This is a genomic window from Streptomyces sp. NPDC046909 (assembly GCF_040644695.1).
Taxonomy (GTDB): Bacteria; Actinomycetota; Actinomycetes; order Streptomycetales; family Streptomycetaceae; genus Streptomyces.
This window is the reverse complement of the sequence record NZ_JBEYXC010000003.1, coordinates 577,657-601,817: the sequence shown is the minus strand read 5'-3', so window position 1 is coordinate 601,817 and position 24,161 is coordinate 577,657. Positions and strand designations below refer to the sequence as shown.

The following is a 24,161-nucleotide window of genomic DNA, read 5'->3' as shown; positions in this document are numbered from 1 at the left end:
GTGACCTGTCCAAGTGCGTCACCCGATACAGGACCGGTATCGCAACGTGCACCGATGTGAAGGGGACGTGATGGGGGTCACTTCTTGGTGCCGATGACCGCCTCCATCACGCTCTTCGCGATCGGCGCCGCGAGGCCGCTGCCGGAGATGTTCTCGCGGACGGCGCTCTCGTCCTCGACGACCACGGCGACGGCGACCGGCTTGCTGCCGTCGGCGAGCTTGGCGTACGAGATGAACCAGGCGTACGGGTTCTTGCTGTTGTTCTCGCCGTGCTGGGCGGTGCCGGTCTTGCCGCCGACGGTGACGCCGTCGATCTGGGCGGTCTTGCCGGTGCCGTCCTTGACGACGGTCTCCATCATCGACTGGAGGATCTGCGCGTTGTCCGCCGACAGCGGCTGGCTGTACTCGGTCGGGTCGTTCTTCTCGATGACGTCGAGGTTGGAGGCCTGGAGCTCGTCGACCATGTACGGCTTCATGAGCTTGCCGTCGTTGGCGACCGCGGAGGCGACCATGGCCATCTGGAGGGGGGTCGCGGCGGTGTTGAACTGGCCGATGGAGGAGAGGGCGACCTCGGAGTCGGCCATGTCGTCGGAGAAGACGGAGGCGCTGGAGCGGACCGGGGTGAACTGCTCCTCGGTGAAGCCGAACTTCTTGGCCTCTTCCAGCATCTTGTCGTTGCCGAGGTCGTAGCCGATCTTGCCGAAGACGGTGTTGCAGGACCACTGGAGGGCGACGCGCATGGTGGCGTTCTCGCAGGGGATGTTGCCCTCGTTCTTCAGCGGGGTGACCGTGCCGGGCAGGGTCCAGGGCAGCGGCGACTTGGTCTTTTCGTCGGCATCGTCGTAGAGGCCGTTCTGGAGGGCGGCGGCCGCGGTGAGGACCTTGAAGGTGGAGCCGGGCGGGTAGACCTCGCGCAGGGCCCGGTTGAGCATGGGGTCGTCGGGGTTGTTCTTCTTGTCGAGCTTCTTCCAGGCCGCCGCGTCCGAGTCGCTGCCGCCGGCGATGGTCCCCGGGTCGTAGGAGGGGTAGGAGGCCAGCGCCAGGATCTTGCCGGTGGAGGGCTCGAGGGCGACGACGGCGCCCTTGCCGCGCTTGGCGAGGCCCTCGTAGGCGGCCTTCTGGGCGGCGGCGTTGAGGGTGGTGACGACGTTGCCGCCCTCCTTCGCCTTGCCCGTGATCATGTCGAGGGTGTTGCGGAAGAAGAGCCGGTCGTCGTTGCCGGTGAGGATGCCGTCCTCGAGGTTCTCCAGCTGGTTGGCGCCGTAGGACTGGGAGACGAAGCCGGTGACGGGCGCCCACATGGCGCCGTCTTTGTAGGTGCGCTTGTACTTGAAGTCGCCGGAGGTGGTGGTGTGGCCGGTGATGGCCTTGCCGTCGACGATGATGTCGCCGCGCGGGGTGGCGTAGCGCTCGATGGCGACCCGGCGGTTGGCGGTGTCGGTGCGCAGGTCGTCGGCCTTGAGGTACTGGAGCCAGTTGTCGCGGATGAGCAGGGTGAGGACCAGGAGCCCGCAGAAGATCGCGATCCGGCGCAGGGGCTTGTTCATGTCGGGCGGACCACCTGGGTCATCTCGGCGTCGGGGTTGGGGGCGGGGGCCGGCGCGGGGCGGCGGGCGGTGTCGCTGATGCGCAGCAGGATGCCGATGAGGGCCCAGTTGGCGATGACGGAGGATCCGCCGTACGCCAGGAACGGCATGGTCATGCCGGTGAGGGGGATGAGGCCCATGACGCCGCCGGCGACGACGAAGACCTGGAGGGCGAAGGCGCCGGAGAGGCCGATGGCGAGGAGTTTGCCGAAGGGGTCGCGGGCGGCGAGGGCGGTGCGTACGCCGCGTTCGACGATGAGTGCGTAGATCAGCAGGATCGCCATGATGCCGGCGAGTCCGAGTTCCTCGCCGAAGGTGGCGAGGATGAAGTCGGAGTTGGCGGCGAACCGGATGAGGTCGGAGTGGCCCTGGCCGAGGCCGGTGCCGAGGGTGCCGCCGGAGCCGAACGCCCACAGGGCCTGCATGGCCTGTTCGGAGTGGCCGCCGACGCCCTGCCGGGAGAGCGTGTACTCCTTCATCGGGTCGAGCCAGGCGTCGACGCGCTGCTGGATGTGCGGTTCGAAGGAGGCGACGCCGACGGCGCCGACCGCGGACATCATCAGACCGAAGACGATCCAGCTGGTCCGCTCGGTGGCGACGTACAGCATGATGACGAACATTCCGAAGAACAGCAGCGAGGTGCCGAGGTCGGTCTCGAAGACCAGGATGAGGATGGAGATCATCCAGACGACGATGATCGGTCCGAGGTCGCGGCCGCGCGGCAGGTAGAGGCCGATGAAGCGGCGGCTGGCGAGGGCGAGGGCGTCGCGTTTCACCATGAGGTAGCCGGCGAAGAAGATCGCGAGGACGATCTTCGCGAACTCGCCGGGCTGGATGGAGAATCCGGCGACCGAGATCCAGATCTTGGCGCCGTAGATGTTCTGGCCGAGGCCCGGTACGAGCGGGAGCAGCAGCAGGAACAGCGCGCCGACCATGGAGATGTAGGTGTAGCGCTGAAGGACGCGGTGGTCCTTGAGGAAGATCAGCACCACGATGAACAGGCCGATGCCCATGGCGGTGTACATCAGCTGGCGTGGGGCTGCGGTGCCGGCCTGCTTGATGGACTGGAGCAGGTCGGACTGGTCGAGGCGCCAGATGACGACGAGGCCGAGTCCGTTGAGGAGCGTGGCGAGCGGCAGCAGCAGGGGGTCGGCGTACGGCGCGAATTTGCGTACGACGAGGTGGCCGACGCCGGCCAGGAGGCCGAGGCCCAGGCCGTAGCTGAGCAGGCCGGAGGGCACCTCGTCGTTGATGGCGAGGCCTACGTTGGCGTAGGCGAAGACCGGGATGACGACGGCGAACACGAGCAGGGCGAGCTCGGTGTTGCGCCGGCTCGGGGTGCCGATCGAGCCGATCGTGGACGTGTGGTGCGTCGACGTGTTGGTTGTACTGCTCATCGTGTGACGGGGCCTCTCACGTACCGCACTGTTCGGCGGCCTTCTGCTCTTCCTCCGAGAGAGTGGGGCCGGGGCTGGGTGTGGTGGGTGCGGTCGGGGTTGCGGAAGCGTTCGGGGACGGTGAGGTCGAGGTGGACGGGGTCGGTGAGGCCTTGGACGTGAGGGACGTCTTGGTGGTTCCCGTGGTGCCTCCGGCCTCGCCTTCGCCGGTCTTGGAGTTCTTCTCGCTCTCGGCCTGCTGCTGTTCGGCCTTCTTCTTGCAGGCGGTGGCCTGGAAGGCGAGTTCGTCGATCTTCTTCTGGGCGGTGCTGCGGTCGCCCTCGGCGATGGTGCCTTCGACGAGCTTCTGCTGGTAGGGCGGCAGGTACTTGAGTTCGATCTCGGGGTGGTCCTTGTCGACCTTCGAGAGGGAGACCCAGGCCAGGTCCTGGCTGATGCCCCGGTACAGGGCGACGTGCTCACCGTTGGCGGCGACGTAGTACTGGGTCTGGGTCCAGCGCCAGCCGCCGTAGAGGCCGCCGCCGATGACGCCGAGGGTGAGCGCGATGTAGAGGGATCTCTTCAGCCATTTGCGGCCCTTGCGGGGCTTGACGAAGTCCTCGTCGCTGTAGTCGCCGAAGCCGTCGGTGGGGATGAATCCGGTGACGTCGCCGGAGCCGGGCGGGCCGAACTCGCCGCCCCCGCCCTGTCCCGGTACCTGCCGGCCGAGTCCGGAGGCGCGGCCCGCGGGGGTCTGCATGATGCCGTTGTCGTGCAGCTGGAGCTGGTTCTCGGCGACCGCGCCGACGACGACCGGGGTGTCGGAGAGCTGCCCGGCGAGGGTGTCTCCGGTGTCGAGGTCGAGTACGTCGGCGACGATGACGGTGATGTTGTCGGGGCCGCCGCCGCGCAGGGCGAGCTGGATGAGCTCCTGCACGGTCTCCTGGGGGCCCTGGTAGCTGGCGAGGGTGTCTTCGAGGGTCTGGTGGGAGACGACGCCGGACAGTCCGTCGGAGCAGATGAGGTAGCGGTCGCCGGCGCGGACCTCGCGGATGGAGAGGTCGGGTTCGACGTGCTCGCCGCTGCCCAGCGCGCGCATCAGCAGGGAGCGCTGCGGGTGGGTGGTGGCCTCTTCCTCGGTGATGCGGCCTTCGTCGACGAGGCGCTGCACCCAGGTGTGGTCCTGGGTGATCTGGGTGAGGACGCCGTCGCGCAGCAGGTAGGCGCGCGAGTCGCCGACGTGGACGAGGCCGAGTCGCTGGCCGGTCCACAGGAGGGCGGTGAGCGTGGTGCCCATGCCTTCGAGCTGGGGGTCCTCCTCGACCAGGGCGCGCAGTTGGTCGTTGGCGCGCTGGACGGCGGTGCCGAGGGAGGTGAGGACGTCGGATCCGGGCACGTCGTCGTCGAGGGCGACGATGGTGGAGATGGCCTCGGAGGAGGCGACCTCACCGGCGGCGGCGCCGCCCATGCCGTCGGCGATCGCGAGCAGACGGGGACCGGCGTATCCGGAGTCCTCGTTGCCCTCGCGGATCATGCCTTTGTGCGATCCGGCGGCGAAGCGCAGTGACAGACTCATGCGCACCTCGCCCGTCGGCTCCGGGTACATCCGCACGGTGCCCACCCTCCGGTCGGGAGCGCGCCGGGGCCGTCGGCCACCGCGTGCTCGCTCCGCTCGCGCCTATTCATGATGTAGCACTACTTCCGCAGCTCGATGACTGTCTTGCCGATGCGGATCGGCGCGCCCAGCGGAATCGGTGTGGGGGTCGTCAGCCGGCTCCGGTCCAGGTATGTGCCGTTGGTGGATCCGAGGTCCTCGACGATCCACTGGCCGTCCCGGTCGGGGTAGATCCTGGCGTGCCTGCTGGAGGCGTAGTCGTCGTCCAGCACGATGGTGCTGTCGTGCGCCCGGCCCAGCGTGATGGTCTGGCCCTGGAGCGCGACGGTGGTGCCGGTGAGGGTGCCCTCGCTGACGACCAGCTTGCTGGGGGCGTTACGGCCGCGGCGGCCGGCGGCGGGCTGCTGGCGCTGCTGCGGGGGCGCCTGCTGCCGCTGGGCCTGCTGCGGCCGGGCGGCCTCTCGCCTGGCCCCGCGCTGGGTGACGCGCGTACCGAACAGGTCGCTGCGGATGACCTGCACGGCCACGATCACGAACAGCCACAGTACGGCCAGGAAACCCAGCCGCATGACCGTGAGGGTCAGCTCTGACATTGCCCCCGCTTCACCCTTCGGCTTGCCGGTAAATGATGGTGGTGCTGCCCACGACGATCCGCGAGCCGTCGCGGAGCGTAGCGCGGGTGGTGTGCTGCCCGTCCACCACGATGCCGTTGGTGGATCCGAGATCCTGGACGGTCGAGGGCGTTCCGGTCCGGATCTCACAGTGCCGGCGGGAGACGCCGGGGTCGTCGATCCGCACGTCGGCCTCGGTGCTGCGGCCCAGCACGAGCGTCGCGCGGGAGATCTGATGGCGGGCGCCGTTGATCTCGATCCAGTGGCGGGTGCGTGCGCCGGGCGCCGGCGCTCCGGCCGGTCCGCCGGAGCGCGGGGCCTGGGCGGGCTGCGGGTATCCGTAACCGCCGGGGCGGCCGCCGGGCGGCGGCGCGGCGGGCATGGGCGGGGCGCCCGGGGCTGCCGCGGGAGCGGCGGGCTGCGGGTAGCCGTAGCCGCTGGGGGCCGTCGGCCTGGCGGCCGGGGCGGCCGCACCGGGGGCCTGCTGGTTGGTGGAGGAGGCGAGCGTGCGGCTGCGCACCCGGTACAGGCCGGTGTCGAGGTCGTCGGCCTTCTCCAGGTGGACCTTGATGGGGCCCATGAAGGTGTAGCGCTGCTGCTTGGCGTAGTCGCGCACCATGCCGGCGAGTTCGTCGCCGAGCTGCCCGGAGTAGGGGCTCAGGCGCTCGAAGTCCGGTGTGCTCAACTCCACGATGAAGTCGTTGGGTACGACCGTGCGGTCGCGGTTCCAGATGGTCGCGTTGTTGTCGCACTCGCGCTGGAGCGCTCCCGCGATCTCCACGGGCTGTACCTCGGACTTGAACACCTTGGCGAAGGTGCCGTTGACCAGACCTTCGAGGCGCTGCTCGAACTTCTTCAGGACTCCCATGGGGCACCTCCTCCGTAGCTGCTGCCGTCCTGCACCCCGCAGAGCGGGTACTGCCTTACCTGGTACTGCTTACTGATCGTATCCACGCGCCGGTCAATCGGCTGGTTCCCCCTGTCGGCCCCGTCGACGGGTGTCGACGCCTCCGAAGTTCCCTGTGGAGCTCCTCTTCGAACTCCCCGGGCCGACTCCTCTCCTGTCAAGGATCGTAGAGGCGGCCGCAGACAAGTGTCCCGCACCTGACTGTGGACCCCGACCGGCTCCTGGGGAGACGGGCGGTACCGGTACGAGGTTGATACGTGAACAGACATGGGTTGATACGTAGCCGGGGACCCGGCGGGTTGGTGGCTTCTCGGGCGGGCGTCGGCGACGGCGCTGGTGGGGGTGCTGTCGGCCGTGCTGGCGGTCGTCCTGGTGGGCGGCTGCCCTGGATAAGGGATGTGAATCCACCCCTGCCAGCGTGCTAATGTTCTGGATGTCGGAAGGCGCCAGCCCCAAGGGGAAGAGGGCCTGAGGACACACCCAATGCGCGGGTGGCGGAATAGGCAGACGCGCTGGATTCAGGTTCCAGTGCCCGCAAGGGCGTGGGGGTTCAACTCCCCCCTCGCGCACAGCTGGAAGCCCCGCAGGTCTCGGACCTGCGGGGCTTTTGCGTTGTCCGCACGCGCCCGTGGCGCTGCCGTTCGGCGGGGCCGCGGGCGTCGCCGCGTGGTGAGGACAATCACACGATGTGCTCCCGGGCGAAGGCCTATGCGGCCAGGCGCTCGGTGAGGGTCTTCGCCCTGGCCTCCGCCTCCTGGAGGGTGCGGGTGCGGGAGGCCTCGTAGAGGGGGACCAGTTCGGCCATCGCCGGGTTCTGCGGGGCCATGGTCAGCTCTGGGACGATGAAGTCGACGTCCAGGGCGAGGGTGTCGCCGAGCACCGCCTGCAGATAGTTCTGCACGTACTCGTAGCCCTCGCGCGGGGTGCCCGGCGCGTAGGAGCCGCCGCGGCTGGCGACGACGGTGACCGGGGTGCCGGCGATCTTCGATTCCTCGGTCATGAAGGTGCGGCCCATGAGGATCACGTTGTCGAGCCAGGCCTTGAGGGTCGAGGGGATCGCGAAGTTGTACATGGGGGCGCCTATCAGTACGGCGTCCGCCCCCTCCAGTTCCTCGATCAGTCGCACGCGCGCGTGGAAGGCCGCGGCCTGCTCGGGGGTGTGCGTGGCCGGATCGGAGAAGCCGGCGGTGTGGGCGTCGGCGGTGATGTGCGGCACGGGGTCGGCGGCGAGGTCGCGGTAGATCACCGTGCCCTCGGGGTGCTGCTCCTCCCAGGTCCTGCGGAAGGCGTCCGTGACGGAGCGGGAGGAGGAGGCGCCGTGCGGGAACACGGAGGAGTCGATGTGCAGCAGCGTGGCCATGGGGATCTCCTGAGGAGCGGTGCGTGGCTAATAGTTCGTACTCGACTATTGATAACACAGGGACTTACTTTTTTTCATCCCCATACGGGAGCGCAGTACCCTGAGGGGTATGACGGTCGAGGAGAGTCACGGCACGGAGGCGTGCAGGCGGGTGGACGACGGGATCACCCGGGTCTTCCAGCTGCTCGGTAAGCGCTGGACCGGCCCGATCGTGGCCGTCCTCACCCCGGGTCCCGCGTACTTCGTCGACCTGCGCCGGGCGATCCCCGGCATCAGCGAGCGGATGCTCTCCGACCGCCTCACCGAGCTGGCCGCCGCCGGGCTCGTCCTGCGCGAGGTCGACGAGGGACCTCCGCTGCGGGTGTCGTACCGGCTCACGGAGGCGGGGGCGGCGCTGGAGCCGGCGTTCGCGGCGCTGCGGGACTGGTCGAAGGTGCATCTGCCGGGCAGCGGGTGCTAGGCGCTCCGCGGGGCCGGGCGGTGGGGGCGGTGCGGTGACCGGGCGGTGCCTGGCGGTGCGGTGAGCGGGGTTTCCCACAGCCGTGGAGTTGTCCACAGGGTCTGACGCGTTTCGGCCACCGGCGGTACGGTCTGGACGAGTTGATGTTCGGTGCGTGCGTACAGGCATGCGGGTTCGTGTTCGGGGGAGGCGGTCGGTGTGACCGAGGTCGGTACCGGGACTGCTGCGGAGGTTTCCGTGGAGGCGGGGCGCAGGCTGCCGCGGGCGCGCGGTTTCGCCGAGTGGCCCGCGCAGGGCTCGCCCAAGGAAGAGGGCAAGGCGCTGCGGCGGAAGGTCCCGCGCGGGGCGCACGTCGCGCTCGACCTGGACGGCTCGCGGCCCGACGCGGTGAGCGCGGTCGAGGAGTCCAGCCGCGGCCGTATCCCCGAACTCACCCCGATACGCGTCGGACGCATGGCGGCCACGCCCTTCGCGTTCCTGCGCGGCTCGGCGGGCCTCATGGCGTACGACCTGGCGCGCACCCCCATGACCCGGATCCGCGCCCAGATCTGCGGCGACGCCCACGCGGCCAACTTCGGTCTGTACGGGGACGCGCGCGGTGACCTCGTCATCGATCTCAACGACTTCGACGAGACGGTCAGCGGGCCCTGGGAGTGGGACCTCAAGCGGCTCGCCGCGTCGCTGGTGCTCGCGGGGCGGGAGGCGGGCGCCGACGAGGACACCTGCCGCAGCGCGGCGCACGGCGCGGTCGGCGCGTACCGGCGCACGATGCGGCTGCTGGCCAAGCTCCCGGTGCTGGACGCGTGGAACGCCATCGCGGACGAGGAGCTCGTCTCCCACACCGACGCCCACGACCTGGTCGGCACCCTGCAACGGGTCTCCGAGAAGGCGCGGGCCAACACCAGCGGGCGGTTCGCGGCGAAGTCGACGGAGCCGACCGAGGACGGCGGGCGCCGGTTCGTGGACGCCCCGCCGGTGCTGCGGCGCGTGCCGGACGCGGAGGCCGCTGCGGTGGCCGGGTCCCTGGAGCAGTACGTGGAGTCGCTCTCCGAGGACCGGCTTCCGCTGCTGTCCCGGCACGCGGTGCACGACGTCGCCTTCCGGGTCGTCGGCACGGGCAGCGTGGGCACGCGGTCGTACGTGGTGCTGCTCCTCGACCACCGGGGCGAACCGCTGGTCCTCCAGGTCAAGGAGGCCCGCCCCTCGGCGCTGCTGCCGCACCTGGTGACCGCCGGCTTCGAGGCGCCCGTCGTCGAGCACGAGGGCCGCCGGGTCGTCCTCGGGCAGAAGCGGATGCAGGTCGTCAGCGACATCCTGCTGGGCTGGACATCGGTCGAGGGGCGGCCCTTCCAGGTGCGGCAGTTCCGCAACCGCAAGGGCAGCGTCGACCCCGCCGCGCTCGCCGCCGACCAGATAGACGACTACGGCCGCATGACCGGCGCGCTCCTGGCCCGCGCCCACTCCCACAGCACCGACCCGCGTCTCGTCGCCGGCTACTGCGGCAAGAACGAGGAACTGGACGAGGCGATCGCCGCGTTCGCCGTGGCCTATGCCGACCGCACGGAGGCGGACCACGCGGAACTGGTGGCGGCGGTGCGGTCGGGGAGGGTCGCGGCGGAGATGGGGGTCTGAGAGGCGGGCGGCCGGTGGGCGGCGTGGGGGGTCTTCGGTGAGGTACGTCGATCTCGACGGGCGGGACGGGGAGGTCACGGGGATCATCGACCCGCGGCCGTACCTCGCGAAGCTGCCCGAGCTGGCGGAGCTACTGCCGCCGGGGGCGCGGGCCTTCGCGACCGATCCGGGGCACTACGCGTTCTCCGGCAAGCGGTGTGTGAAGGATCTCAAGCCGGAGCGGGTGCGGCGTATCGGGGACGAGGAGATCGAGATCCGCTTCGGGCACAACTGCTGGAAGCACGACGAGGATCTGGTCGTCCGGTACGTGGGGGTCTCGCGGTTCCAGGTGGATGTGCTGGACGGGTGCGATGTGGCGGGGCTCGGGGAGGTGATTCTCGACGAGGTGCTGCCGTATGAGGGTGGCTGCACGCATGAGGTCGCCTGTCGGCCGGGGACGCTGATCGTGGCGTGCGGGGATCTGGTGGCGGAGTGGGTGGCGGCCGATTGTCCGGATGCGCCCGGATTCGGGTGAGGTGGGGCCGGGCGCCTGCTCGTAGGGGGGCGGACTGGTCGTCGGCGAGTGCGGGCTGTTTGTGGCTGGTCGCGCCCACGCGGCGGAGCCGCATAGCTGTGCAGGTCCGCGACCCTTGGGTGGGTTCGCTGCCCCGCGCCAGAAGGGGTCGCCCCCGTCGTGGCCTACGCTGGGCGGGTGACTAGCCCGGAAGCTGAGCAGGAGGGTGTCGCCGGCGGGACGCGGGCGGTGCCCGAGGACGGTGTGCCCCGGCCCGAGGAGCGGCTGGAGCGGGCCGTGCGGGCCGCCGAGCAGGCGCTGATCGAGTACGAGATCGCGGTGGAGACCTTCCGGGTCGAGGTCGAGAACTTCTCCCGGCTCCATCACCAGAAGCTCGGGCCGATGTACACCCGGCTCGACGAGCTGGACGCGCAGATCGCCGAGGTCAGGGCCGAGCGTTCCGGTGACCCCGAGGACCGGCGCAAGGCGGACGAGGCCCGTGCCCGGGTGATGCCGATGCCGGGTGTCGAGGAGCTGTTCCACGGCTGGATGGACGGGGACGGGCTGTTCCCGGAGGCCGCGGCGATGCTCACGGAGCAGCCGGTGCGGCCCCCGCAGCGGGTGCGGCCCAGCGACGAGGCCCGCAAGCTCTACCGCGAGCTGGCCCGCAAGGCCCACCCCGACCTGGCGCAGGACGAGACCGAGCGGGCGCGGCGCGAGGAGTTCATCACCCGGGTCAACGCCGCCTACGGCCGTGGCGACGAGCCGCTGCTGCGGGAGCTGGCCGAGGAGTGGGCCGCGGGGCCGAAGGCGCCGGAGCAGGGGCCGACGGAGAGCGAGGAGCTCTACGCCCGCCTGGAGTGGCTCGCCCGGCGCAAGGAACTCATCACCGTGGTCGCGAAGGAGCTGGAGGAGAGCGCGATCGGCTCGATGCTCCGGCTGGCCCCGGACGACCCCGACCGCCTCCTGGAGGAGATCGCCGAGCAACTGCTGGCACAGGTCGCCGAGCGGGAGCGCGAGCTGGCGGAGTTGCTGGGGCAGTAGGCGTCGTCAGTCGGGGGCGTCGGCAGGGTGCGTTCGTCGGATGCGCTCGCTGGTGTCGGCCGTGTCCCCCGGGTGCGCACAGATCCCGTGGCCCTCGCCTCCCGGTGTCGCTCAGGTAGCCTCGGGCCATGAGTTTCGGAGCTGCCTTGCCCTCGGTGGATGTCGCCGGTGTTCCGGCTGACGGTCTTGTGCTGGATGTCCGTGAGGCCGACGAGTTCGCCGCGGGGCATGTCGAGGGTGCGCTGCATGTGCCCATGAGTGACTTCGTGGCCAGGTTCGGTGAGGTGACCGAGGCGGTGGCGGACGGTCGGCGGGCCTATGTGATGTGCCGTGTCGGTGGTCGCTCCGCGCAGGTCACCCAGTATCTGGTCCAGCAGGGCATCGACGCCGTGAACATCGACGGCGGCATGCTGGCCTGGGACGGCGCCGGCCGCCCGATGGTGACGGAGAGCGGTTCGCCGGCGTTCGTCCTCTAGGACCTTCCCCTTGCTCAGCTCAGTGGGTGGGCCGCCAGCAGGTCGCCCAGGGTCTCCTCGTGGGCCGCTGCCGGGCCGAGCGACAGTTCCAGGTGCTTGGCCCAGGCGTGGTACCGGTGCAGGGGGTAGTCGACGTCGGCGCCGAAGCCGCCGTGCAGATGCTGTGCCGTCTGCACGACCCGGCGTACGCCCTCGGAGGCCCAGATCTTCGCGACGGCGACCTCGCCCGAGACGGGCAGCGCCCCTTGCGTGCCGGAGCCGATCCGCCAGGCCGCCTGCCACAGCGTGGCCTCCATCGCCTTGAGGTCGATGTAGCGGTCGGCGGCCTGCACGGCGACCGCCTGGAAGGTGGCCACCGGGAACCCGAACTGCTCCCGCTTGCCGGTGTACTCACTGGTCATCCGCAGGACCTGGCGGCCGAGACCGAGGGCTTGCGCGCAGGTGCCGACGGTCAGCAGATGCCGTAGCCACTCCCACGCGCCGTCCGCGTCGACGACGTCCCGGGCCGCGATCCGCGCCGACTCCAGGCGCAGCTCGCCCAGCCGCTCGCCGGTGGTGGAGAACTGCTCGGCGAGGACGACCCCTTCGCCGTCCGGTGCGACGAGCGCGAGCACCGTCGCTCCGGCCGCGGTGTGCGCGGGTACGACGACGCGGTCGGCGTCGTACGCCCAGGGCACCGCCGTCTGCACCCCCTCCAGGACCCACTCCGGGCCCTCCTGGCGTGCGGTGACGGCGAGTTCTGCGGGGTCGTGGCCGGTGCGGCCGCTCGCGGCGACGGTCAGGACGGTCGCACCGCGGCCCGCCCGGGCGAGAAGGTCGGACCTCAACTCCTTGCTGCCGTAGGCCTGTACGGCCGCCGCGGCCGCGCTGCTCTCCAGCAGCGGCACCCGGGCCAGTACCCTCGCCGACTCGGCCAGTACGAGGCACAGCGCTACCGCGTCCAGGCCCGCCCCGCCGTGTTCCTCCGCCAGCAGCAGGCTCAGCAGGTCCGCCTCGGCGAGCTTGTTCCACAGGGCGCGGTCGAAGCCGTCGGCGACGGCGCCCACGGTGAGTGCCGGGCTGGGCACCGAGTCCGGTGCGACCCCCGCGAACACTCCGCGCGCCGCCTCGGCCGCCGCCTGCTGCTCCTCGGTGAAGGTGAAGTCCACGGTCCCTGTCCTCCCGACGGCCACTGATCTGACGGTGCGTCAAGATAGAACAGGTTCTAGAAGAAGGGAACGGGGCCGCAACCTCCGCTCGTCCGGGTCCGGCCGCCCGCTCCCCTCGCCTGCTACCTGTCGAAGTCCAGTTCCACCGTCTCCGTCGCCGGGTGCGACTGGCACGCCAGTACGTACCCCGCCTCCGTCTCCTCCGGCTCCAGCGCGAAGTTGCGGTCCATGCGGACCTCCCCGGAGACGAGGAAGGCGCGGCAGGTGCCGCACACGCCGCCCTTGCAGGCGTAGGGCGCGTCGGGGCGGTTGCGCAGGACCGCGTCGAGGAGGGACTCGCCGTCCTGGACGGGCCAGGTACCGCCGCGGCCGTCGAGGCGGGCCGTGACCTTGCTGTGCGCGGGGGCGGGGGAGCGCGGTGCCGAGGCCGTCGACTCGTCGACGTGGAAGATCTCCTCGTGGATGCGGGCGCGCGGGACACCGAGCTCGCGCAGGGTGCGTTCGGCGCCCTGCACCAGACCGAACGGCCCGCACAGGAACCAGCCCGCCACCTCCGCGACCGGCAGCAGCGCGGGCAGCAGCCCCGTCAGCCGCTCCCGGTCCAGGCGCCCCGACGGCAGCCCCGCCTGCTGCTCCTCGCGGGAGAGCACGGTGACCAGCTGGAGCCGCTCGGGGTAGCGGTCCTTCAGGTCGGCGACCTCGTCCAGGAACATCGTCGAGGCGGCCGTACGGTCGCTGCGTATCAGGCAGAACCGGGCCTCCGGCTCGCGCGCCAGCAGCGTCGACACGATCGACAGCACCGGGGTGATGCCGCTGCCGCCGACGATCGCCGCGTACCGGCCGGGCGCGGGCGTGAGGGTGAAGCGCCCGGCCGGGGTCATCACCTCCAGCTCGTCGCCGACGGCGATCTCCTTGAGCGCGTACGTCGAGAACGCGCCGCCGTCGACCAGGCGTACGCCGACGCGCAGTCGGCGAGGCGCGTCACCGTTGTCCGGGGCGGGTGAGCAGATCGAGTACGTGCGCCGGATCTCCTCGCCGTCGATCCTGCGGCGCAGGGCGAGGTGCTGGCCGGGGGTGTACCGGTACTCCTCGGCGAGTTCCGGGGGCACGGTGAAGGTGAGGGCCACCGAGTCGTCGGTGAGCCGGTCGACCGCCGCCACCGGGAGCGCGTGGAAGCGGGCCATCACAACTCCTTGAAGTGGTCGAACGGTTCACGGCAGTCCAGGCAGCGGCGCAGCGCCTTGCAGGCCGTGGAGGAGAAACGGCTGAGCAGTTCGGTGTCGGCGGATCCGCAGTGCGGGCACCGGACGGGGTCGGCGGCGTCGGCCGTCCTGGTCGGGCCCAGGGACAGGGGCACCGGTCCGGCGGCCGGCTGCCGGGTGCGCGGCGGGGCGATGCCGAACTCCCGCAGTTTGCGGCGGCCTTCGTCGGAGATGTCGTCCGTCGACCAGGCGGGCGCGAGCACGGTGCGGACGGTGACCTCGCGGACGCCGTGGGCGTGCAGCACCCGCTCGATGTCCACGGACATGGCCTCGACGGCGGGGCAGCCGGTGTAGGTCGGGGTCAGTTCGACCTCGACCGAGGCCTCGGCGGCGTCCTCGCCGTGGGCGTGCACCGCCCGTACGACGCCCAGCTCGCGCAGGGTGAGCACGGGGAGCTCGGGGTCGGGCACCGACCCGGCCACTTCGAGGAGTTCCGCCTCCAGCGGGGTCACGGTCACCATGACGCCCCCGGGTGGCTGCGGTGCAGATGCTGCATCTCGGCGAGCATCCGCCCGAAGGACTCGGTGTGCAGGCCCTGCCGTCCCGCACCGGCCGCCCACGCGCCCGTGCGGGGGCCCTCGGGGACGGTCAGGGTGGCGCGGCCCAGGACGTCCGTGACGGACGCCAGCCAAGTCGCCTCCATGGCCGTCCAGTCGACGTCGACGCCCGGCACCGGCTGGAACATCTCGCCGGTGAACCGCCACAGTGCCGTGCACGCCCGCCGCATGCGTTCATGGCTGGTGTCGGTGCCGTCGCCTAGGCGCAGCGTCCACTGTTCGGCGTGGTCGCGGTGGTAGGCGACCTCCTTGACGGCCTTCGCGGCGAGCGGGGCGAAGGGGCCCTCGCCGGCGGCCAGTTCGGCATACAGGAGGTGCTGGTAGGTGGAGAAGTACAGCTGGCGGGCGATGGTGTGGGCGAAGTCGCCGTTCGGCTGCTCCACCAGCTGGAGGTTGCGGAAGGCGCGCTCCTCGCGCAGGTACGCCAGTTCGTCCTCGTCGCCGGCCGTCGACAGCAGGACGCGGGCCTGGCCGAGCAGGTCGAGGGCGATGTTGGCGAGGGCGACCTCTTCTTCGAGCACGGGCGCGTGGCCGGCCCATTCGCCGAGGCGGTGGGAGAGCACCAGGGCGTCGTCGCCGAGGGCCAGGGCGGCGGTGCGCGTGGTCGCGTCGAGGGTCACGTCGGCGGTCACAGGTGCTTCACCCCTTCCGGGATCTCGTAGAACGTGGGGTGGCGGTACGGCTTGTCGGCGGACGGTTCGAAGAAGGGGTCCTTCTCGTCCGGAGAGGACGCGGTGATCGCGGCGGACGGTACGACCCAGATCGAGACGCCCTCGCCGCGGCGGGTGTACAGGTCGCGGGCGTTGCGCAGGGCGAGCTCCGCGTCGGGCGCGTGCAGGCTGCCGGCGTGGGTGTGCGAGAGGCCGCGGCGGGAGCGTACGAAGACCTCCCACAGAGGCCAGTCGGTGTTCGTCATGCGCGCGTGGCTCCCGTCTCGGTGTGCTGTGCCCTGTGCTGTCCGCTGTGCTTGCCGGCGTAGGCCGCGGCGGCCTCGCGGACCCAGGCGCCCTCTTCGTGGGCGCGCCTGCGCTGGGTGATCCGCTGTTCGTTGCAGGGGCCGTTGCCCTTGAGGATGTTCTTGAACTCGGTCCAGTCGATCGGGCCGAAGTCGTGCCGCCCCCGCTCCTCGTTCCACTTCAGGTCCGGGTCGGGGAGGGTGAGGCCGAGTGACTCGGCCTGGGGGACGCAGATGTCGACGAAGCGCTGGCGCAGTTCGTCGTTGGAGTGGCGCTTGATCTTCCAGGCCATCGACTGCGCGGAGTGCGCGGACTCGTCGTCGGGCGGGCCGAACATCATCAGGGACGGCCACCACCAGCGGTCCACCGCGTCCTGCGCCATCGCGTGCTGTTCGGGGGTGCCGTTGCTCAGGGCCAGCAGCAGTTCGTACCCCTGGCGCTGGTGGAAGGACTCCTCCTTGCAGATGCGGACCATCGCGCGCGCGTACGGGCCGTAGGAGCAGCGGCACAGGGGGACCTGGTTGGTGATCGCGGCGCCGTCCACGAGCCAGCCGATGGCGCCGACGTCTGCCCAGGTCAGCGTGGGGTAGTTGAAGATCGAGGAGTACTTCTGGCGGCCGGAGTGGAGCTTGTCGAGGAGTTCGTCGCGGCCGGTGCCGAGGGTCTCGGCGGCGCTGTAGAGGTACAGGCCGTGGCCGGCCTCGTCCTGGACCTTGGCCATCAGGATGGCCTTGCGGCGCAGGCTGGGCGCGCGCGTGATCCAGTTCGCCTCCGGCTGCATGCCGATGATCTCGGAGTGCGCGTGCTGGGCGATCTGGCGGACCAGCGTGGCGCGGTAGGCGTCCGGCATCCAGTCGCGCGGCTCGATGCGCTCGTCGGCGGCCACGGCGGCGTCGAAGGCACGCTCGTACGCGTCCTGACCGGCGCTTTGACCGGCGGCGTCCGTCCTGTCGTACGCCTGCGCTGCTGTTGCCATGTGGCCCCCTCGACCCTGTGCGCTGCCCGGGGCAGGCTCCCGACCGATCGTTCGGTTCGTCGATTCCATGGTGTGCCGGGCGCCGTAAGGTGTCAACCGCTGTGGATAACCTGCGGGGGTCCCCTGTGGGCGAGGGCGTCTTCCGGCGAGGGGTGTGCCGGGCGGGCGGGCCTGAGTACCGTTCCCGTGCGAGCGCGGCGGAGCGGCGTACGAGGGGCGTACGGCGCGGCGCGGCCGGGCGGCGGCGGGACGGGACCGACATCGGGAGACGGGGCGCAATGGACGCGTACGACACAGGCTCGGACGCCCGGCAGGGGCCGGACGACGGGCCGCGGGAGCCGGAAGGGGGCGCCGAGCCGCGGGCTGCCCTGCCGCCCTCGTCGACTCCCCCGCTCCCGCCGTACGGTGATCCGCCCCCGCCTCTCGACCCGCTCGCCGAGCCCCGTACCGGTGTCGCCGCGCTCTCGCTGCGGTACCAGATCGGGGCCGCGCTGGCGCTGGCGATCGTGGCGGTCACGGTCTGTGTGCACCTGGGGATGACGTTTCTGCACGTGGCGCCGGCGAACGCGGTGACCAAGCAGCACGGCGCGGCGATCGACGACTGGATCTACCCGGAGTTCGAGCAGAACTGGAAGCTGTTCGCGCCGAACCCGCTCCAGCAGAACATCGCGATCCAGGTCCGGGCGCAGGTCCTGGACGCGGACGGGACGGTGCGGACCACCGGCTGGTACGACCTGTCCGCGGAGGACGGCCGGGCCATCGACGGCAATCTGCTGCCGAGCCACACGCAGCAGAACGAGCTGCGCCGGGCGTGGGACTTCTTCGTCGCCACGCACGGCACCGACAACCGTCCGGTCGGCCTGCGCGGCGCCCTGTCGGAGACGTATCTGCGCCGCATCGTGGTGATGCGCCTGGACCGGGACGACGCGGCCGGGCCGGGTCCCGGCGGCAGCGTCGAACGCGTGCAGGTCCGTTCGCGTACCACCAATGTGCGCCCGCCGAAGTGGAGCCAGGAGCAGGTCTCCGACAAACCGGTCCACCGCGAACTGCCCTGGTGGTCGGTCACACCGGCCGACCTGCCCGGAGGTGACCGGTGAACCGCTTCGCCCTGTGCCTGTCCAGCGCCATCGCCCGGATCACCGATTCGGCGCTGGGCCCCTACCAGAGCGCGGTCGTCCGGATCGGCTTCAGCGCGACCTGGCTGCTGTTCCTGCTGCGCGAGCTCCCGCACCGCCAGGAGCTGTACGGCCCCGACGGCCCGTGGAGCTGGGACCTCGCCGAGCAGCTGATCGCCGGCAACGGCGCCTTCACGGCGCTGATGTGGTCGGACAGCGGCCTCTGGTTCGAGATCGTCTACGGTCTCGCCGTGCTGTCCGCGGTCCTGCTGCTGCTGGGCTGGCGCACCCGCACTCTGTCGGTGCTGTTCATGGTCGGCGTGCTGTCGTTGCAGAACCGGTCCATCTTCATGGGCGACGGCGGCGACAACGTCCTGCACCTGATGTGCGTCTACCTCGTCTTCACCCGCTGCGGCCAGGTCTGGTCCCTGGACGCGCGCAGGGCGCGGCGCGAGAGCGCGGCACGCGCGCGTGGGGAGCGGGTCGCGGACCGGACCGGTCCGGCCCTGTGGGTGGTGCTCGGGGCGACGCTGGTCGCGGTGACGGCGGGGGGCCGGCTGCTGGAGGGCGACCTGTTCGTTCCGGCGCTGCTGTGGGCGGTGTGGCTGGGGCTCGGTGTGCGGTGGGCGGTCGGGCGGTTCGCGCGGAGCGCGCAGCCGCGGATCCTGCTCGACGTGATCACCAACCTCGTGCACAACGGCGCCCTGCTCGTGATCATGGCCGAGGCCTGTCTGATCTACGCCACGGCCGGCTGGTACAAGATCCAGGGCTCGCGCTGGCAGGACGGCACCGCCGTCTACTACCCGCTGCACCTGGACTACTTCTCGCCCTGGCCCGCGCTCGCCGACGCCCTGTCGTCCAGCGCGGTGATGGTGCTGCTCGTGACGTACGGGACCGTCCTGGTCCAGGTCGCCTTCCCGTTCACCCTGTTCAACCGGCGGGTCAAGAACGTCCTGCTGGCGGCCATGATGACCGAGCACGCGGTGATCGCGGTCGTCCTCGGGCTGCCGTTCTTCTCGCTGGCGATGATCGCCGCCGACGCGGTCTTCCTGCCGACGCCGTTCCTGCGCCGGATCGGCGACTGGGCGGCACGCGCGCGTGCCCGCGTCCTGGCGGCACGGGGCGGCCGTACGCCGGTGCCGCCGCCTCGTACGCCCGAGAGCGCCGAGGAGACGCACGTAGGCTTCACGGCATGACCGACCCCGCCGCCCGCTGGCACCGGCTCGCCGGCTCCGCCGTCCTGCTCGACGGCTTCCACGCCCTCAAGCACGCGGTGCGCTTCGGCGCCGAGGTCACGGTCGCGGTCACCACCGATCGGGGGGCCGCGCTCGCCCTCGCGGACGAACTCGCCCCCGACGTACGACCGTCCCTGGACGCGCTGCTGACGGAGATCCCGGAGCCGGTCTACGCCTCGCTGGTGCCGCGCCCGCATCCGACGGCGGTGGCCGCCCTGGCGGTACGACCGTCCCGCGCGGCCAATCTGGAGCGGCTGGCCCGGGTGCCGCGCACCGCCCCGGTGGTGGTCCTCGACCAGCCGCGCAACCTCGGCAACGCCGGTGCCGTGATCCGGCTGGCGGCGGGCTTCGGAGCGACGGGCGTCGTCACGACGGGGACGCTCGATCCATGGCATCCGACGGTGGTGCGCGGCGGGGCCGGACTGCACTTCGCGACCGCGGTGGAGCGTCTGTCCGTCGACGAGCTGCCCCCGGGCCCGGTGTTCGCCTTCGACGCCGAGGGCGACGACATCCGGGGCGTGAAGCTCCCGGACGACGCCGTCCTCGCCTTCGGCTCGGAACGCAGCGGCCTGTCGGCCGGCCTACGCGCGCGTACCGACCATCTGCTGCGCCTGCCGATGCGTCCGCAGGTCTCCAGCTACAACTTGGCGACGAGCGTGGGAATGACGCTGTACCACTGGAGCGCGGCCGGCTTCTAGGCCTCCCGGCGCACCTCGACCACCCGGAACCGGTTGGCCACGAACGCGCCGTCCGTCAGGGCGGCGTTCGCCGCCGGGTTGCCTCCGGACCCGTGGAAGTCGGAGAACGCGGCCGTCTGGTTGACGTACACCCCGCCCGTGAGGTTCAGCGACAACTGCGCGGCCTCCTCCAGGCAGACCTCCTGGACGGCCTGCTCGACCTCGTCGTCGGTCGTGTACGCGCCGACCGTCATCGCGCCCTTCTCGCGGATCGTGCGCCGCAGCAGCTCCACGGCGTCGGCCGAGGAGTCGACCGCGACGGCGAAGGAGACGGGCCCGAAGCACTCGCTCATGTAGGCGGCCTCGTCGTCCGCCCCCTCCCAATATTTCCGCGCACCGTCGAGCTTGACGATGACCGGCGTGCGCACGACCGCGTCCGGGAAGTCCGGGTTGGCGATCTCGCGGGAGGCGAGGGCGACTTCGCCGAGCCCCGCCGCGGCCTCCAGGCGGGCCTTGACGTCCGGGTTGACGATCGCGCCGAGGAGCGCGTTCGCGCGGGCGTCGTCGCCGAGCAGGCCGTCCACCGCGCGGGCGAGATCGGCGACGACCTCGTCGTAGGTGCGCGGGCCCTCCTCGGTGCGGATGCCGTCGCGGGGGATGAGGAGGTTCTGCGGGGTGGTGCACATCTGGCCGCTGTACAGGGACAGCGAGAAGGCCAGGTTGGAGAGCATGCCCTTGTAGTTCGACGTCGAGTCGACCAGCACGGTGTTGACGCCGGCCTTCTCCGTGTAGACCTGCGCCTGGCGGGCGTTGGCCTCCAGCCAGTCGCCGAACGCCGTCGAGCCGGTGTAGTCGATGATGCGGATCTCCGGGCGCGTCGCCAGGGTCTTCGCGATGCCCTCGCCGGGGCGCTCCGCGGCCAGCGCGACGAGGTTCGGGTCGAACCCGGCCTCGCTCAGCACCTCGCGCGCGACCTGGACGGTGAGCGCGAGCGGCAGCACCGCGCGCGGGTGGGGCTTGACCAGGACCGCGTTGCCGGTGGCCAGGGACGCGAACAGGCCCGGGTAGCCGTTCCAGGTCGGGAAGGTGTTGCAGCCGATGACCAGGCCGGTCCCGCGAGGGACGGCCGTGAACTGCTTGGTGAGCGCCAGCGGGTCGCGCTTGCCCTGCGGCTTGGTCCACTCAGCGGTGTCGGGGGTGCGGACCTGCTCCACGTACGCGTACGCCACCGCTTCCAGACCGCGGTCCTGGGCGTGCGGGCCGCCCGCCTGGAACGCCATCATGAAGGCCTGGCCCGAGGTGTGCATGACCGCGTGCGCGAACTCGTGCGTCCGGTCGCTGATCCGCTTGAGGATCTCCACACAGACCACCGCGCGGATCTCCGCGCCCGCGTCCCGCCAGGCCTTCTGACCGGCCTTCATGGCGGGCAGCAGCACGTCCACGTCCGCGTGCGGGTACTCGACGCCCAGCTCGATGCCGTACGGCGACACCTCGCCGCCTACCCAGCCGTCGGTACCGGGCTGGCCGAGGTCGAGGCGGGTGCCCAGGAGGGCGTCGAAGGCGGCCTTGCCCGCCGCCGCGTCCAGGCTGCCGTTCTCGCCGTAGGCCTTGGGATGTTCGGGGTGCGGCGACCAGTACGCGCGGGTGCGGATCGCCTCCAGCGCCTGGTCGAGGGTGGGCCGGTGCTTGGCGATCAGCTCGTGGGCGGTCAGTTCGGCGGCGGCCATGCGGGACCAACTCCTCGTCTTGAGAACTCTTCGTCGAGCTCATGACCTGGGCACCACCATGGTCGGAACCATGGGCGGGAACGGCCAGTCAGAGTTAGAGTAACCGAACGATCGGTCGGGACAAGGGGGTCCGCCGCATCTGTGGAAAACCCCGTGCGGGAGGATCGCGCACATGACAGCACTCGACCTCAGCAGCCCCGTGGCCGTCGTCGGCACCGGCACCATGGGCCAGGGCATCGCCCAGGTCGCGCTGGTCGCCGGCCATCCCGTACGGCTGTACGACACTGCCCCCGGGCGCGCCCAGGAGGCGGCCGACGCGATCGGCGCCCGGCTCGACCGGCTCGTCGAGAAGGACCGTCTCACCGCGGCCGACCGGGACGCGGCACGCGCGCGTCTGACGGCCGCCGGGAGCGTCGCCGACCTCGCGGACTGCGCCCTGGTCGTGGAGGCCGTCCTGGAGCGCCTGGACGTCAAGCAGGGGCTGTTCCGGGAGCTGGAGGACGTCGTCGGCGAGGACTGTCTGCTCGCCACCAACACCTCCTCCCTGTCGGTGACGGCCATCGGCGGCGCCCTGCGCAACCCGGGCCGGCTCGTGGGCCTGCACTTCTTCAACCCCGCGCCGCTGCTGCCGCTCGTCGAGGTCGTCTCCGGGTTCGCCACCGACGTCACCTCGGCCACGCGCGCGTACGAGACGGCACGCGCCTGGGGCAAGACGCCGGTCGCCTGCGCCGACACCCCCGGCTTCATCGTCAACCGCATCGCCCGGCCGTACTACGCCGAGGCCTTCGCGGTGTACGAGGCGCAGGGCGCCGACCCCGCCACCATCGACGCGGTGCTGCGCGAGTCGGGCGGCTTCAGGATGGGCGCCTTCGAACTCACCGACCTCATCGGCCAGGACGTCAACGAGTCCGTCACCCACTCGGTCTGGCAGTCCTTCTTCCACGACGTCCGCTTCACGCCCTCGCTCGCCCAGCGCCGCCTGGTCGAGTCGGGCCGGCTGGGCCGCAAGAGCGGGCAGGGCTGGTACGAGTACGGCGCCGGTGCCGAGCCCGCCGAGCCGCACACCGCGGAACCGGCCCAGGCGCCCGCGTACGTCGTCGCCGAGGGCGACCTGGGCCCCGCGTCCGAACTGCTCGCGCTGATCCGCGAGAGGGGCATCCCGGTGCGCGAGGACGAGGAGGACCACGGGACGCGGCTGGTGCTGCCGAGCGGGGGCCAGCTGGCGCTCGCCGACGGCCAGACGTCGGTGGAGTTCCGGGACGTGGTGTATTTCGACCTCGCGCTCGACTACCGCCGCGCCACGCGTATCGCCCTGTCGGCCTCCCAGGACACCGCGCCGCAGACCCTCGCCGAGGCCATCGGCCTCTTCCAGGCGCTCGGCAAGGACGTCAGCGTGATCGGTGACGTTCCCGGCATGATCGTCGCTCGTACGGTCGCCCGGATCGTCGACCTCGCGCACGACGCGGTCGCCAAGGGCGTGGCCACGGAGGAGGACATCGACACGGCGATGCGGCTCGGGGTCAACTATCCGCTGGGCCCCTTCGAATGGAGCCGCAGGCTCGGCCGCAACTGGGCGTACGCCCTCCTGGACGACCTGCATCTGCGCGACCCGAGCGGCCGCTACGCGCCCTCCCTCGCGCTGTACCGCCACGCGTACGCCACCGACAAGCGGGAGGGCAGCACCTCATGACCACCGCCAAGCGCGACACGTACACGCCGGAGACGCTGCTGTCCGTCGCCGTCCAGGTCTTCAACGAGCGCGGCTACGACGGCACGTCCATGGAGCACCTCTCCAAGGCGGCCGGTATCTCCAAGTCCTCGATCTACCACCACGTGGCGGGCAAGGAGGAACTGCTGCGCAGAGCCGTCAGCCGCGCCCTCGACGGCCTCTTCGGCATCCTCGACGAGGAGCACGCGCGCGTGGGCGGCGCGGCCGAGCGCCTGGAGTACGTCGTGCGCCGCATGGTCGAGGTACTCATCACCGAACTGCCGTACGTCACCCTGCTGCTGCGCGTCCGCGGCAACACCGGCACCGAGCGCTGGGCCCTGGAACGGCGCCGCGACTTCGACCACCGGGTCGCCGAACTGCTCAAGGCGGCGGCCGCGGAGGGGGACGTGCGCGGCGATGTCGAGGTACGGCTTGCGACCCGGCTGGTCTTCGGGATGATCAACTCCATCGTGGAGTGGTACCGGCCGGACGGGCGCGGGATGAGCGAGCGGGAAGTGGCGGACGCGGTGGTGCAGCTGGTGTTCGGGGGACTCAGGAACGCCGGCTGACTCAGCCCTGCGGCTCCAGGTCCTCCTCCTCGAACACCAGCAGCGTGCGCGTGCTGAGCACCTCCGGGATCGCCTGGAGGCGGGTGAGGACCAGTTCGCGCAGGGCCCTGTTGTCGGGGGTGTGGACGAGGAGCAGGACGTCGAAGTCGCCGCCGACCAGGGCGATGTGGGAGGCGCCGGGGAGTTGGATGAGCTGTTCCCGGACCGTGCGCCAGGTGTTCTGGACGATCTTCAGGGTGATGTACGCGGAGGTGCCCTGACCGGCGCGTTCGTGGTCGACGCGGGCGCCGAAGCCGCGGATGACGCCGTCCTCGACGAGGCGGTTGATACGCGCGTAGGCGTTGGCGCGGGAGACGTGCACGCGTTCGGCGACGGACCTTATCGACGCGCGGCCGTCCGCCTGGAGCATCTTCAGGATGTCCTCGTCGATGGAGTCGAGGGGACGGGCGGGCGGCAGCGGGCGGCCGCCCTCCGGGCTTTCGGCCATTTGTTCAGGTGCCATGTCCCCCCGCCTCCCTACCATGGACGTACTGCGTTCATTGCAGGCTGTGCAGAACCGTTTGTCCACAGCCTGAGGGTGCCTGTAGCCAAAATGTGCCGACGACCGAACAATCGGTAGGTGAGGCGCATCACAACCCGTGACGCGTCTGAAGCCGCTCCCACGAGGAGGT

The 24,161-nt window shown here is 71.1% G+C and carries 24 protein-coding genes and 1 tRNA gene; 11 read left to right on the top strand and 14 right to left on the bottom strand.

Features of this window, described 5'->3' with window-relative positions; all coding sequences use genetic code 11:
- Positions 1-77: 77 nt before the first annotated feature.
- The 5 genes from ABZ928_RS11550 to ABZ928_RS11530 form a co-directional block, all read right to left on the bottom strand.
- Complete coding sequence (locus ABZ928_RS11550; protein WP_361517102.1) at positions 78-1,547, bottom strand: penicillin-binding protein 2; 1,470 nt, start codon at positions 1,545-1,547, stop codon at positions 78-80.
- Positions 1,544-2,983: an FtsW/RodA/SpoVE family cell cycle protein gene (locus tag ABZ928_RS11545; RefSeq protein ID WP_361517100.1), complete on the bottom strand. Its 1,440-nt coding sequence runs from the start codon at positions 2,981-2,983 to the stop codon at positions 1,544-1,546. The genes ABZ928_RS11550 and ABZ928_RS11545 overlap by 4 nt, the downstream gene beginning before the upstream one ends.
- A gap of 16 nt (positions 2,984-2,999) precedes the next feature.
- On the bottom strand, positions 3,000-4,568 hold the full coding sequence (locus ABZ928_RS11540; RefSeq protein WP_361517651.1) for a Stp1/IreP family PP2C-type Ser/Thr phosphatase: 1,569 nt from the start codon (positions 4,566-4,568) through the stop codon (positions 3,000-3,002).
- Between the two features lie 89 nt (positions 4,569-4,657).
- Positions 4,658-5,170, bottom strand: coding sequence for an FHA domain-containing protein (locus tag ABZ928_RS11535; RefSeq protein WP_266824712.1), 513 nt, complete (start codon positions 5,168-5,170; stop codon positions 4,658-4,660).
- A 10-nt stretch (positions 5,171-5,180) separates the two neighbouring features.
- Positions 5,181-6,056 (bottom strand): DUF3662 and FHA domain-containing protein, encoded by an 876-nt coding sequence (locus ABZ928_RS11530; RefSeq protein WP_361517099.1) that lies wholly within the window; start codon positions 6,054-6,056, stop codon positions 5,181-5,183.
- 524 nt (positions 6,057-6,580) lie between these two features.
- Here ABZ928_RS11530 and ABZ928_RS11525 point away from each other — a divergent pair.
- Positions 6,581-6,664: transfer RNA gene (locus ABZ928_RS11525), tRNA-Leu, on the top strand.
- A gap of 137 nt (positions 6,665-6,801) precedes the next feature.
- Here ABZ928_RS11525 and ABZ928_RS11520 read toward each other — a convergent pair.
- The gene (locus ABZ928_RS11520) at positions 6,802-7,455 is read right to left on the bottom strand and encodes an NAD(P)H-dependent oxidoreductase (protein WP_361517098.1); all 654 of its coding nucleotides are present in this window, start codon (positions 7,453-7,455) and stop codon (positions 6,802-6,804) included.
- Positions 7,456-7,564: 109 nt separating this feature from the next.
- Here ABZ928_RS11520 and ABZ928_RS11515 point away from each other — a divergent pair, with 109 nt between their 5' ends.
- The 5 genes from ABZ928_RS11515 (at position 7,565) to ABZ928_RS11495 (ending at position 11,560) form a co-directional block, all read left to right on the top strand.
- Positions 7,565-7,915: a helix-turn-helix domain-containing protein gene (locus tag ABZ928_RS11515; protein WP_361517097.1), complete on the top strand. Its 351-nt coding sequence runs from the start codon at positions 7,565-7,567 to the stop codon at positions 7,913-7,915.
- Between the two features lie 198 nt (positions 7,916-8,113).
- Positions 8,114-9,547, top strand: a complete 1,434-nt coding sequence (locus ABZ928_RS11510; RefSeq protein WP_361517095.1) for a DUF2252 domain-containing protein — start codon at positions 8,114-8,116, stop codon at positions 9,545-9,547.
- A gap of 37 nt (positions 9,548-9,584) precedes the next feature.
- Positions 9,585-10,061 (top strand): hypothetical protein, encoded by a 477-nt coding sequence (locus ABZ928_RS11505; protein WP_361517094.1) that lies wholly within the window; start codon positions 9,585-9,587, stop codon positions 10,059-10,061.
- A gap of 228 nt (positions 10,062-10,289) precedes the next feature.
- Positions 10,290-11,084, top strand: a complete 795-nt coding sequence (locus ABZ928_RS11500) for a J domain-containing protein (protein WP_361517650.1) — start codon at positions 10,290-10,292, stop codon at positions 11,082-11,084.
- Positions 11,085-11,212: 128 nt separating this feature from the next.
- Positions 11,213-11,560 carry a rhodanese-like domain-containing protein gene (locus ABZ928_RS11495; protein WP_361517093.1) on the top strand — a complete coding sequence of 116 codons (348 nt, stop codon included), beginning with the start codon at positions 11,213-11,215 and terminating at the stop codon, positions 11,558-11,560.
- A 14-nt stretch (positions 11,561-11,574) separates the two neighbouring features.
- On the opposite strand, the gene ABZ928_RS11490 is transcribed toward ABZ928_RS11495, so the two are convergent.
- The 6 genes from ABZ928_RS11490 to paaA all read right to left on the bottom strand — a co-directional run bounded on the left by ABZ928_RS11490 (position 11,575) and on the right by paaA (position 16,459).
- Positions 11,575-12,708 (bottom strand): acyl-CoA dehydrogenase family protein, encoded by a 1,134-nt coding sequence (locus ABZ928_RS11490; RefSeq protein ID WP_361517091.1) that lies wholly within the window; start codon positions 12,706-12,708, stop codon positions 11,575-11,577.
- A gap of 122 nt (positions 12,709-12,830) precedes the next feature.
- The gene (gene paaE / locus ABZ928_RS11485; protein WP_361517090.1) at positions 12,831-13,892 is read right to left on the bottom strand and encodes a 1,2-phenylacetyl-CoA epoxidase subunit PaaE; all 1,062 of its coding nucleotides are present in this window, start codon (positions 13,890-13,892) and stop codon (positions 12,831-12,833) included.
- On the bottom strand, positions 13,892-14,431 hold the full coding sequence (paaD, locus tag ABZ928_RS11480) for a 1,2-phenylacetyl-CoA epoxidase subunit PaaD (RefSeq protein ID WP_361517088.1): 540 nt from the start codon (positions 14,429-14,431) through the stop codon (positions 13,892-13,894). The genes paaE and paaD overlap by 1 nt, the downstream gene beginning before the upstream one ends.
- Positions 14,425-15,159 (bottom strand): 1,2-phenylacetyl-CoA epoxidase subunit PaaC, encoded by a 735-nt coding sequence (gene paaC / locus ABZ928_RS11475; protein ID WP_361517087.1) that lies wholly within the window; start codon positions 15,157-15,159, stop codon positions 14,425-14,427. Before paaC ends, paaD begins: the two co-directional genes overlap by 7 nt.
- Complete coding sequence (gene paaB, locus ABZ928_RS11470) at positions 15,156-15,443, bottom strand: 1,2-phenylacetyl-CoA epoxidase subunit PaaB (RefSeq protein WP_103554257.1); 288 nt, start codon at positions 15,441-15,443, stop codon at positions 15,156-15,158. Before paaB ends, paaC begins: the two co-directional genes overlap by 4 nt.
- Positions 15,440-16,459, bottom strand: a complete 1,020-nt coding sequence (gene paaA, locus ABZ928_RS11465) for a 1,2-phenylacetyl-CoA epoxidase subunit PaaA (protein WP_361517085.1) — start codon at positions 16,457-16,459, stop codon at positions 15,440-15,442. Before paaA ends, paaB begins: the two co-directional genes overlap by 4 nt.
- Positions 16,460-16,737: 278 nt before the next feature.
- Between paaA and ABZ928_RS11460 the strand changes: the two genes are divergently transcribed.
- The 3 genes from ABZ928_RS11460 to ABZ928_RS11450 are packed head-to-tail and all read left to right on the top strand — an operon-like array spanning position 16,738 to position 19,507.
- The gene (locus ABZ928_RS11460) at positions 16,738-17,556 is read left to right on the top strand and encodes a DUF5819 family protein (RefSeq protein WP_361517084.1); all 819 of its coding nucleotides are present in this window, start codon (positions 16,738-16,740) and stop codon (positions 17,554-17,556) included.
- Positions 17,553-18,770 carry an HTTM domain-containing protein gene (locus ABZ928_RS11455; protein WP_361517082.1) on the top strand — a complete coding sequence of 406 codons (1,218 nt, stop codon included), beginning with the start codon at positions 17,553-17,555 and terminating at the stop codon, positions 18,768-18,770. Before ABZ928_RS11460 ends, ABZ928_RS11455 begins: the two co-directional genes overlap by 4 nt.
- Positions 18,767-19,507 carry a TrmH family RNA methyltransferase gene (locus tag ABZ928_RS11450; RefSeq protein WP_361517080.1) on the top strand — a complete coding sequence of 247 codons (741 nt, stop codon included), beginning with the start codon at positions 18,767-18,769 and terminating at the stop codon, positions 19,505-19,507. The genes ABZ928_RS11455 and ABZ928_RS11450 overlap by 4 nt, the downstream gene beginning before the upstream one ends.
- Here ABZ928_RS11450 and paaN read toward each other — a convergent pair.
- Complete coding sequence (gene paaN, locus ABZ928_RS11445; protein ID WP_361517078.1) at positions 19,504-21,213, bottom strand: phenylacetic acid degradation protein PaaN; 1,710 nt, start codon at positions 21,211-21,213, stop codon at positions 19,504-19,506. The genes ABZ928_RS11450 and paaN overlap by 4 nt on opposite strands.
- A 172-nt stretch (positions 21,214-21,385) precedes the next feature.
- On the opposite strand from paaN, the gene ABZ928_RS11440 reads away from it, so the two are divergent.
- Together ABZ928_RS11440 and ABZ928_RS11435 are read left to right on the top strand one after the other, a co-directional pair.
- The gene (locus ABZ928_RS11440) at positions 21,386-22,903 is read left to right on the top strand and encodes a 3-hydroxyacyl-CoA dehydrogenase (protein ID WP_361517076.1); all 1,518 of its coding nucleotides are present in this window, start codon (positions 21,386-21,388) and stop codon (positions 22,901-22,903) included.
- A complete protein-coding gene (locus ABZ928_RS11435) occupies positions 22,900-23,490 on the top strand; it encodes a TetR/AcrR family transcriptional regulator (RefSeq protein WP_361517075.1) in 591 nt (196 codons plus the stop codon). The genes ABZ928_RS11440 and ABZ928_RS11435 overlap by 4 nt, the downstream gene beginning before the upstream one ends.
- 1 nt (position 23,491) lies before the next feature.
- Here the strand turns inward: ABZ928_RS11435 and ABZ928_RS11430 are convergent, their stop codons facing one another.
- Positions 23,492-23,977 (bottom strand): Lrp/AsnC family transcriptional regulator, encoded by a 486-nt coding sequence (locus ABZ928_RS11430; RefSeq protein ID WP_361517648.1) that lies wholly within the window; start codon positions 23,975-23,977, stop codon positions 23,492-23,494.
- Between the last annotated feature and the right edge of the window lie 184 nt (positions 23,978-24,161).

Bases quoted from the DNA above. Each gene is read 5' to 3' on its own strand.
- ABZ928_RS11550 (WP_361517102.1), bottom strand. From the start codon at position 1,547: ATGAACAAGCCCCTGCGCCGGATCGCGATCTTCTGCGGGCTCCTGGTC.
- ABZ928_RS11545 (WP_361517100.1), bottom strand. From the start codon at position 2,983: ATGAGCAGTACAACCAACACGTCGACGCACCACACGTCCACGATCGGC.
- ABZ928_RS11540 (WP_361517651.1), bottom strand. From the start codon at position 4,568: ATGTACCCGGAGCCGACGGGCGAGGTGCGCATGAGTCTGTCACTGCGC.
- ABZ928_RS11535 (WP_266824712.1), bottom strand. From the start codon at position 5,170: ATGTCAGAGCTGACCCTCACGGTCATGCGGCTGGGTTTCCTGGCCGTA.
- ABZ928_RS11530 (WP_361517099.1), bottom strand. From the start codon at position 6,056: ATGGGAGTCCTGAAGAAGTTCGAGCAGCGCCTCGAAGGTCTGGTCAAC.
- ABZ928_RS11520 (WP_361517098.1), bottom strand. From the start codon at position 7,455: ATGGCCACGCTGCTGCACATCGACTCCTCCGTGTTCCCGCACGGCGCC.
- ABZ928_RS11515 (WP_361517097.1), top strand. From the start codon at position 7,565: ATGACGGTCGAGGAGAGTCACGGCACGGAGGCGTGCAGGCGGGTGGAC.
- ABZ928_RS11495 (WP_361517093.1), top strand. From the start codon at position 11,213: ATGAGTTTCGGAGCTGCCTTGCCCTCGGTGGATGTCGCCGGTGTTCCG.
- paaE (WP_361517090.1), bottom strand. From the start codon at position 13,892: ATGGCCCGCTTCCACGCGCTCCCGGTGGCGGCGGTCGACCGGCTCACC.
- paaD (WP_361517088.1), bottom strand. From the start codon at position 14,431: ATGGTGACCGTGACCCCGCTGGAGGCGGAACTCCTCGAAGTGGCCGGG.
- paaB (WP_103554257.1), bottom strand. From the start codon at position 15,443: ATGACGAACACCGACTGGCCTCTGTGGGAGGTCTTCGTACGCTCCCGC.
- paaA (WP_361517085.1), bottom strand. From the start codon at position 16,459: ATGGCAACAGCAGCGCAGGCGTACGACAGGACGGACGCCGCCGGTCAA.
- ABZ928_RS11460 (WP_361517084.1), top strand. From the start codon at position 16,738: ATGGACGCGTACGACACAGGCTCGGACGCCCGGCAGGGGCCGGACGAC.
- ABZ928_RS11450 (WP_361517080.1), top strand. From the start codon at position 18,767: ATGACCGACCCCGCCGCCCGCTGGCACCGGCTCGCCGGCTCCGCCGTC.
- paaN (WP_361517078.1), bottom strand. From the start codon at position 21,213: ATGGCCGCCGCCGAACTGACCGCCCACGAGCTGATCGCCAAGCACCGG.
- ABZ928_RS11440 (WP_361517076.1), top strand. From the start codon at position 21,386: ATGACAGCACTCGACCTCAGCAGCCCCGTGGCCGTCGTCGGCACCGGC.
- ABZ928_RS11435 (WP_361517075.1), top strand. From the start codon at position 22,900: ATGACCACCGCCAAGCGCGACACGTACACGCCGGAGACGCTGCTGTCC.
- ABZ928_RS11430 (WP_361517648.1), bottom strand. From the start codon at position 23,977: ATGGCCGAAAGCCCGGAGGGCGGCCGCCCGCTGCCGCCCGCCCGTCCC.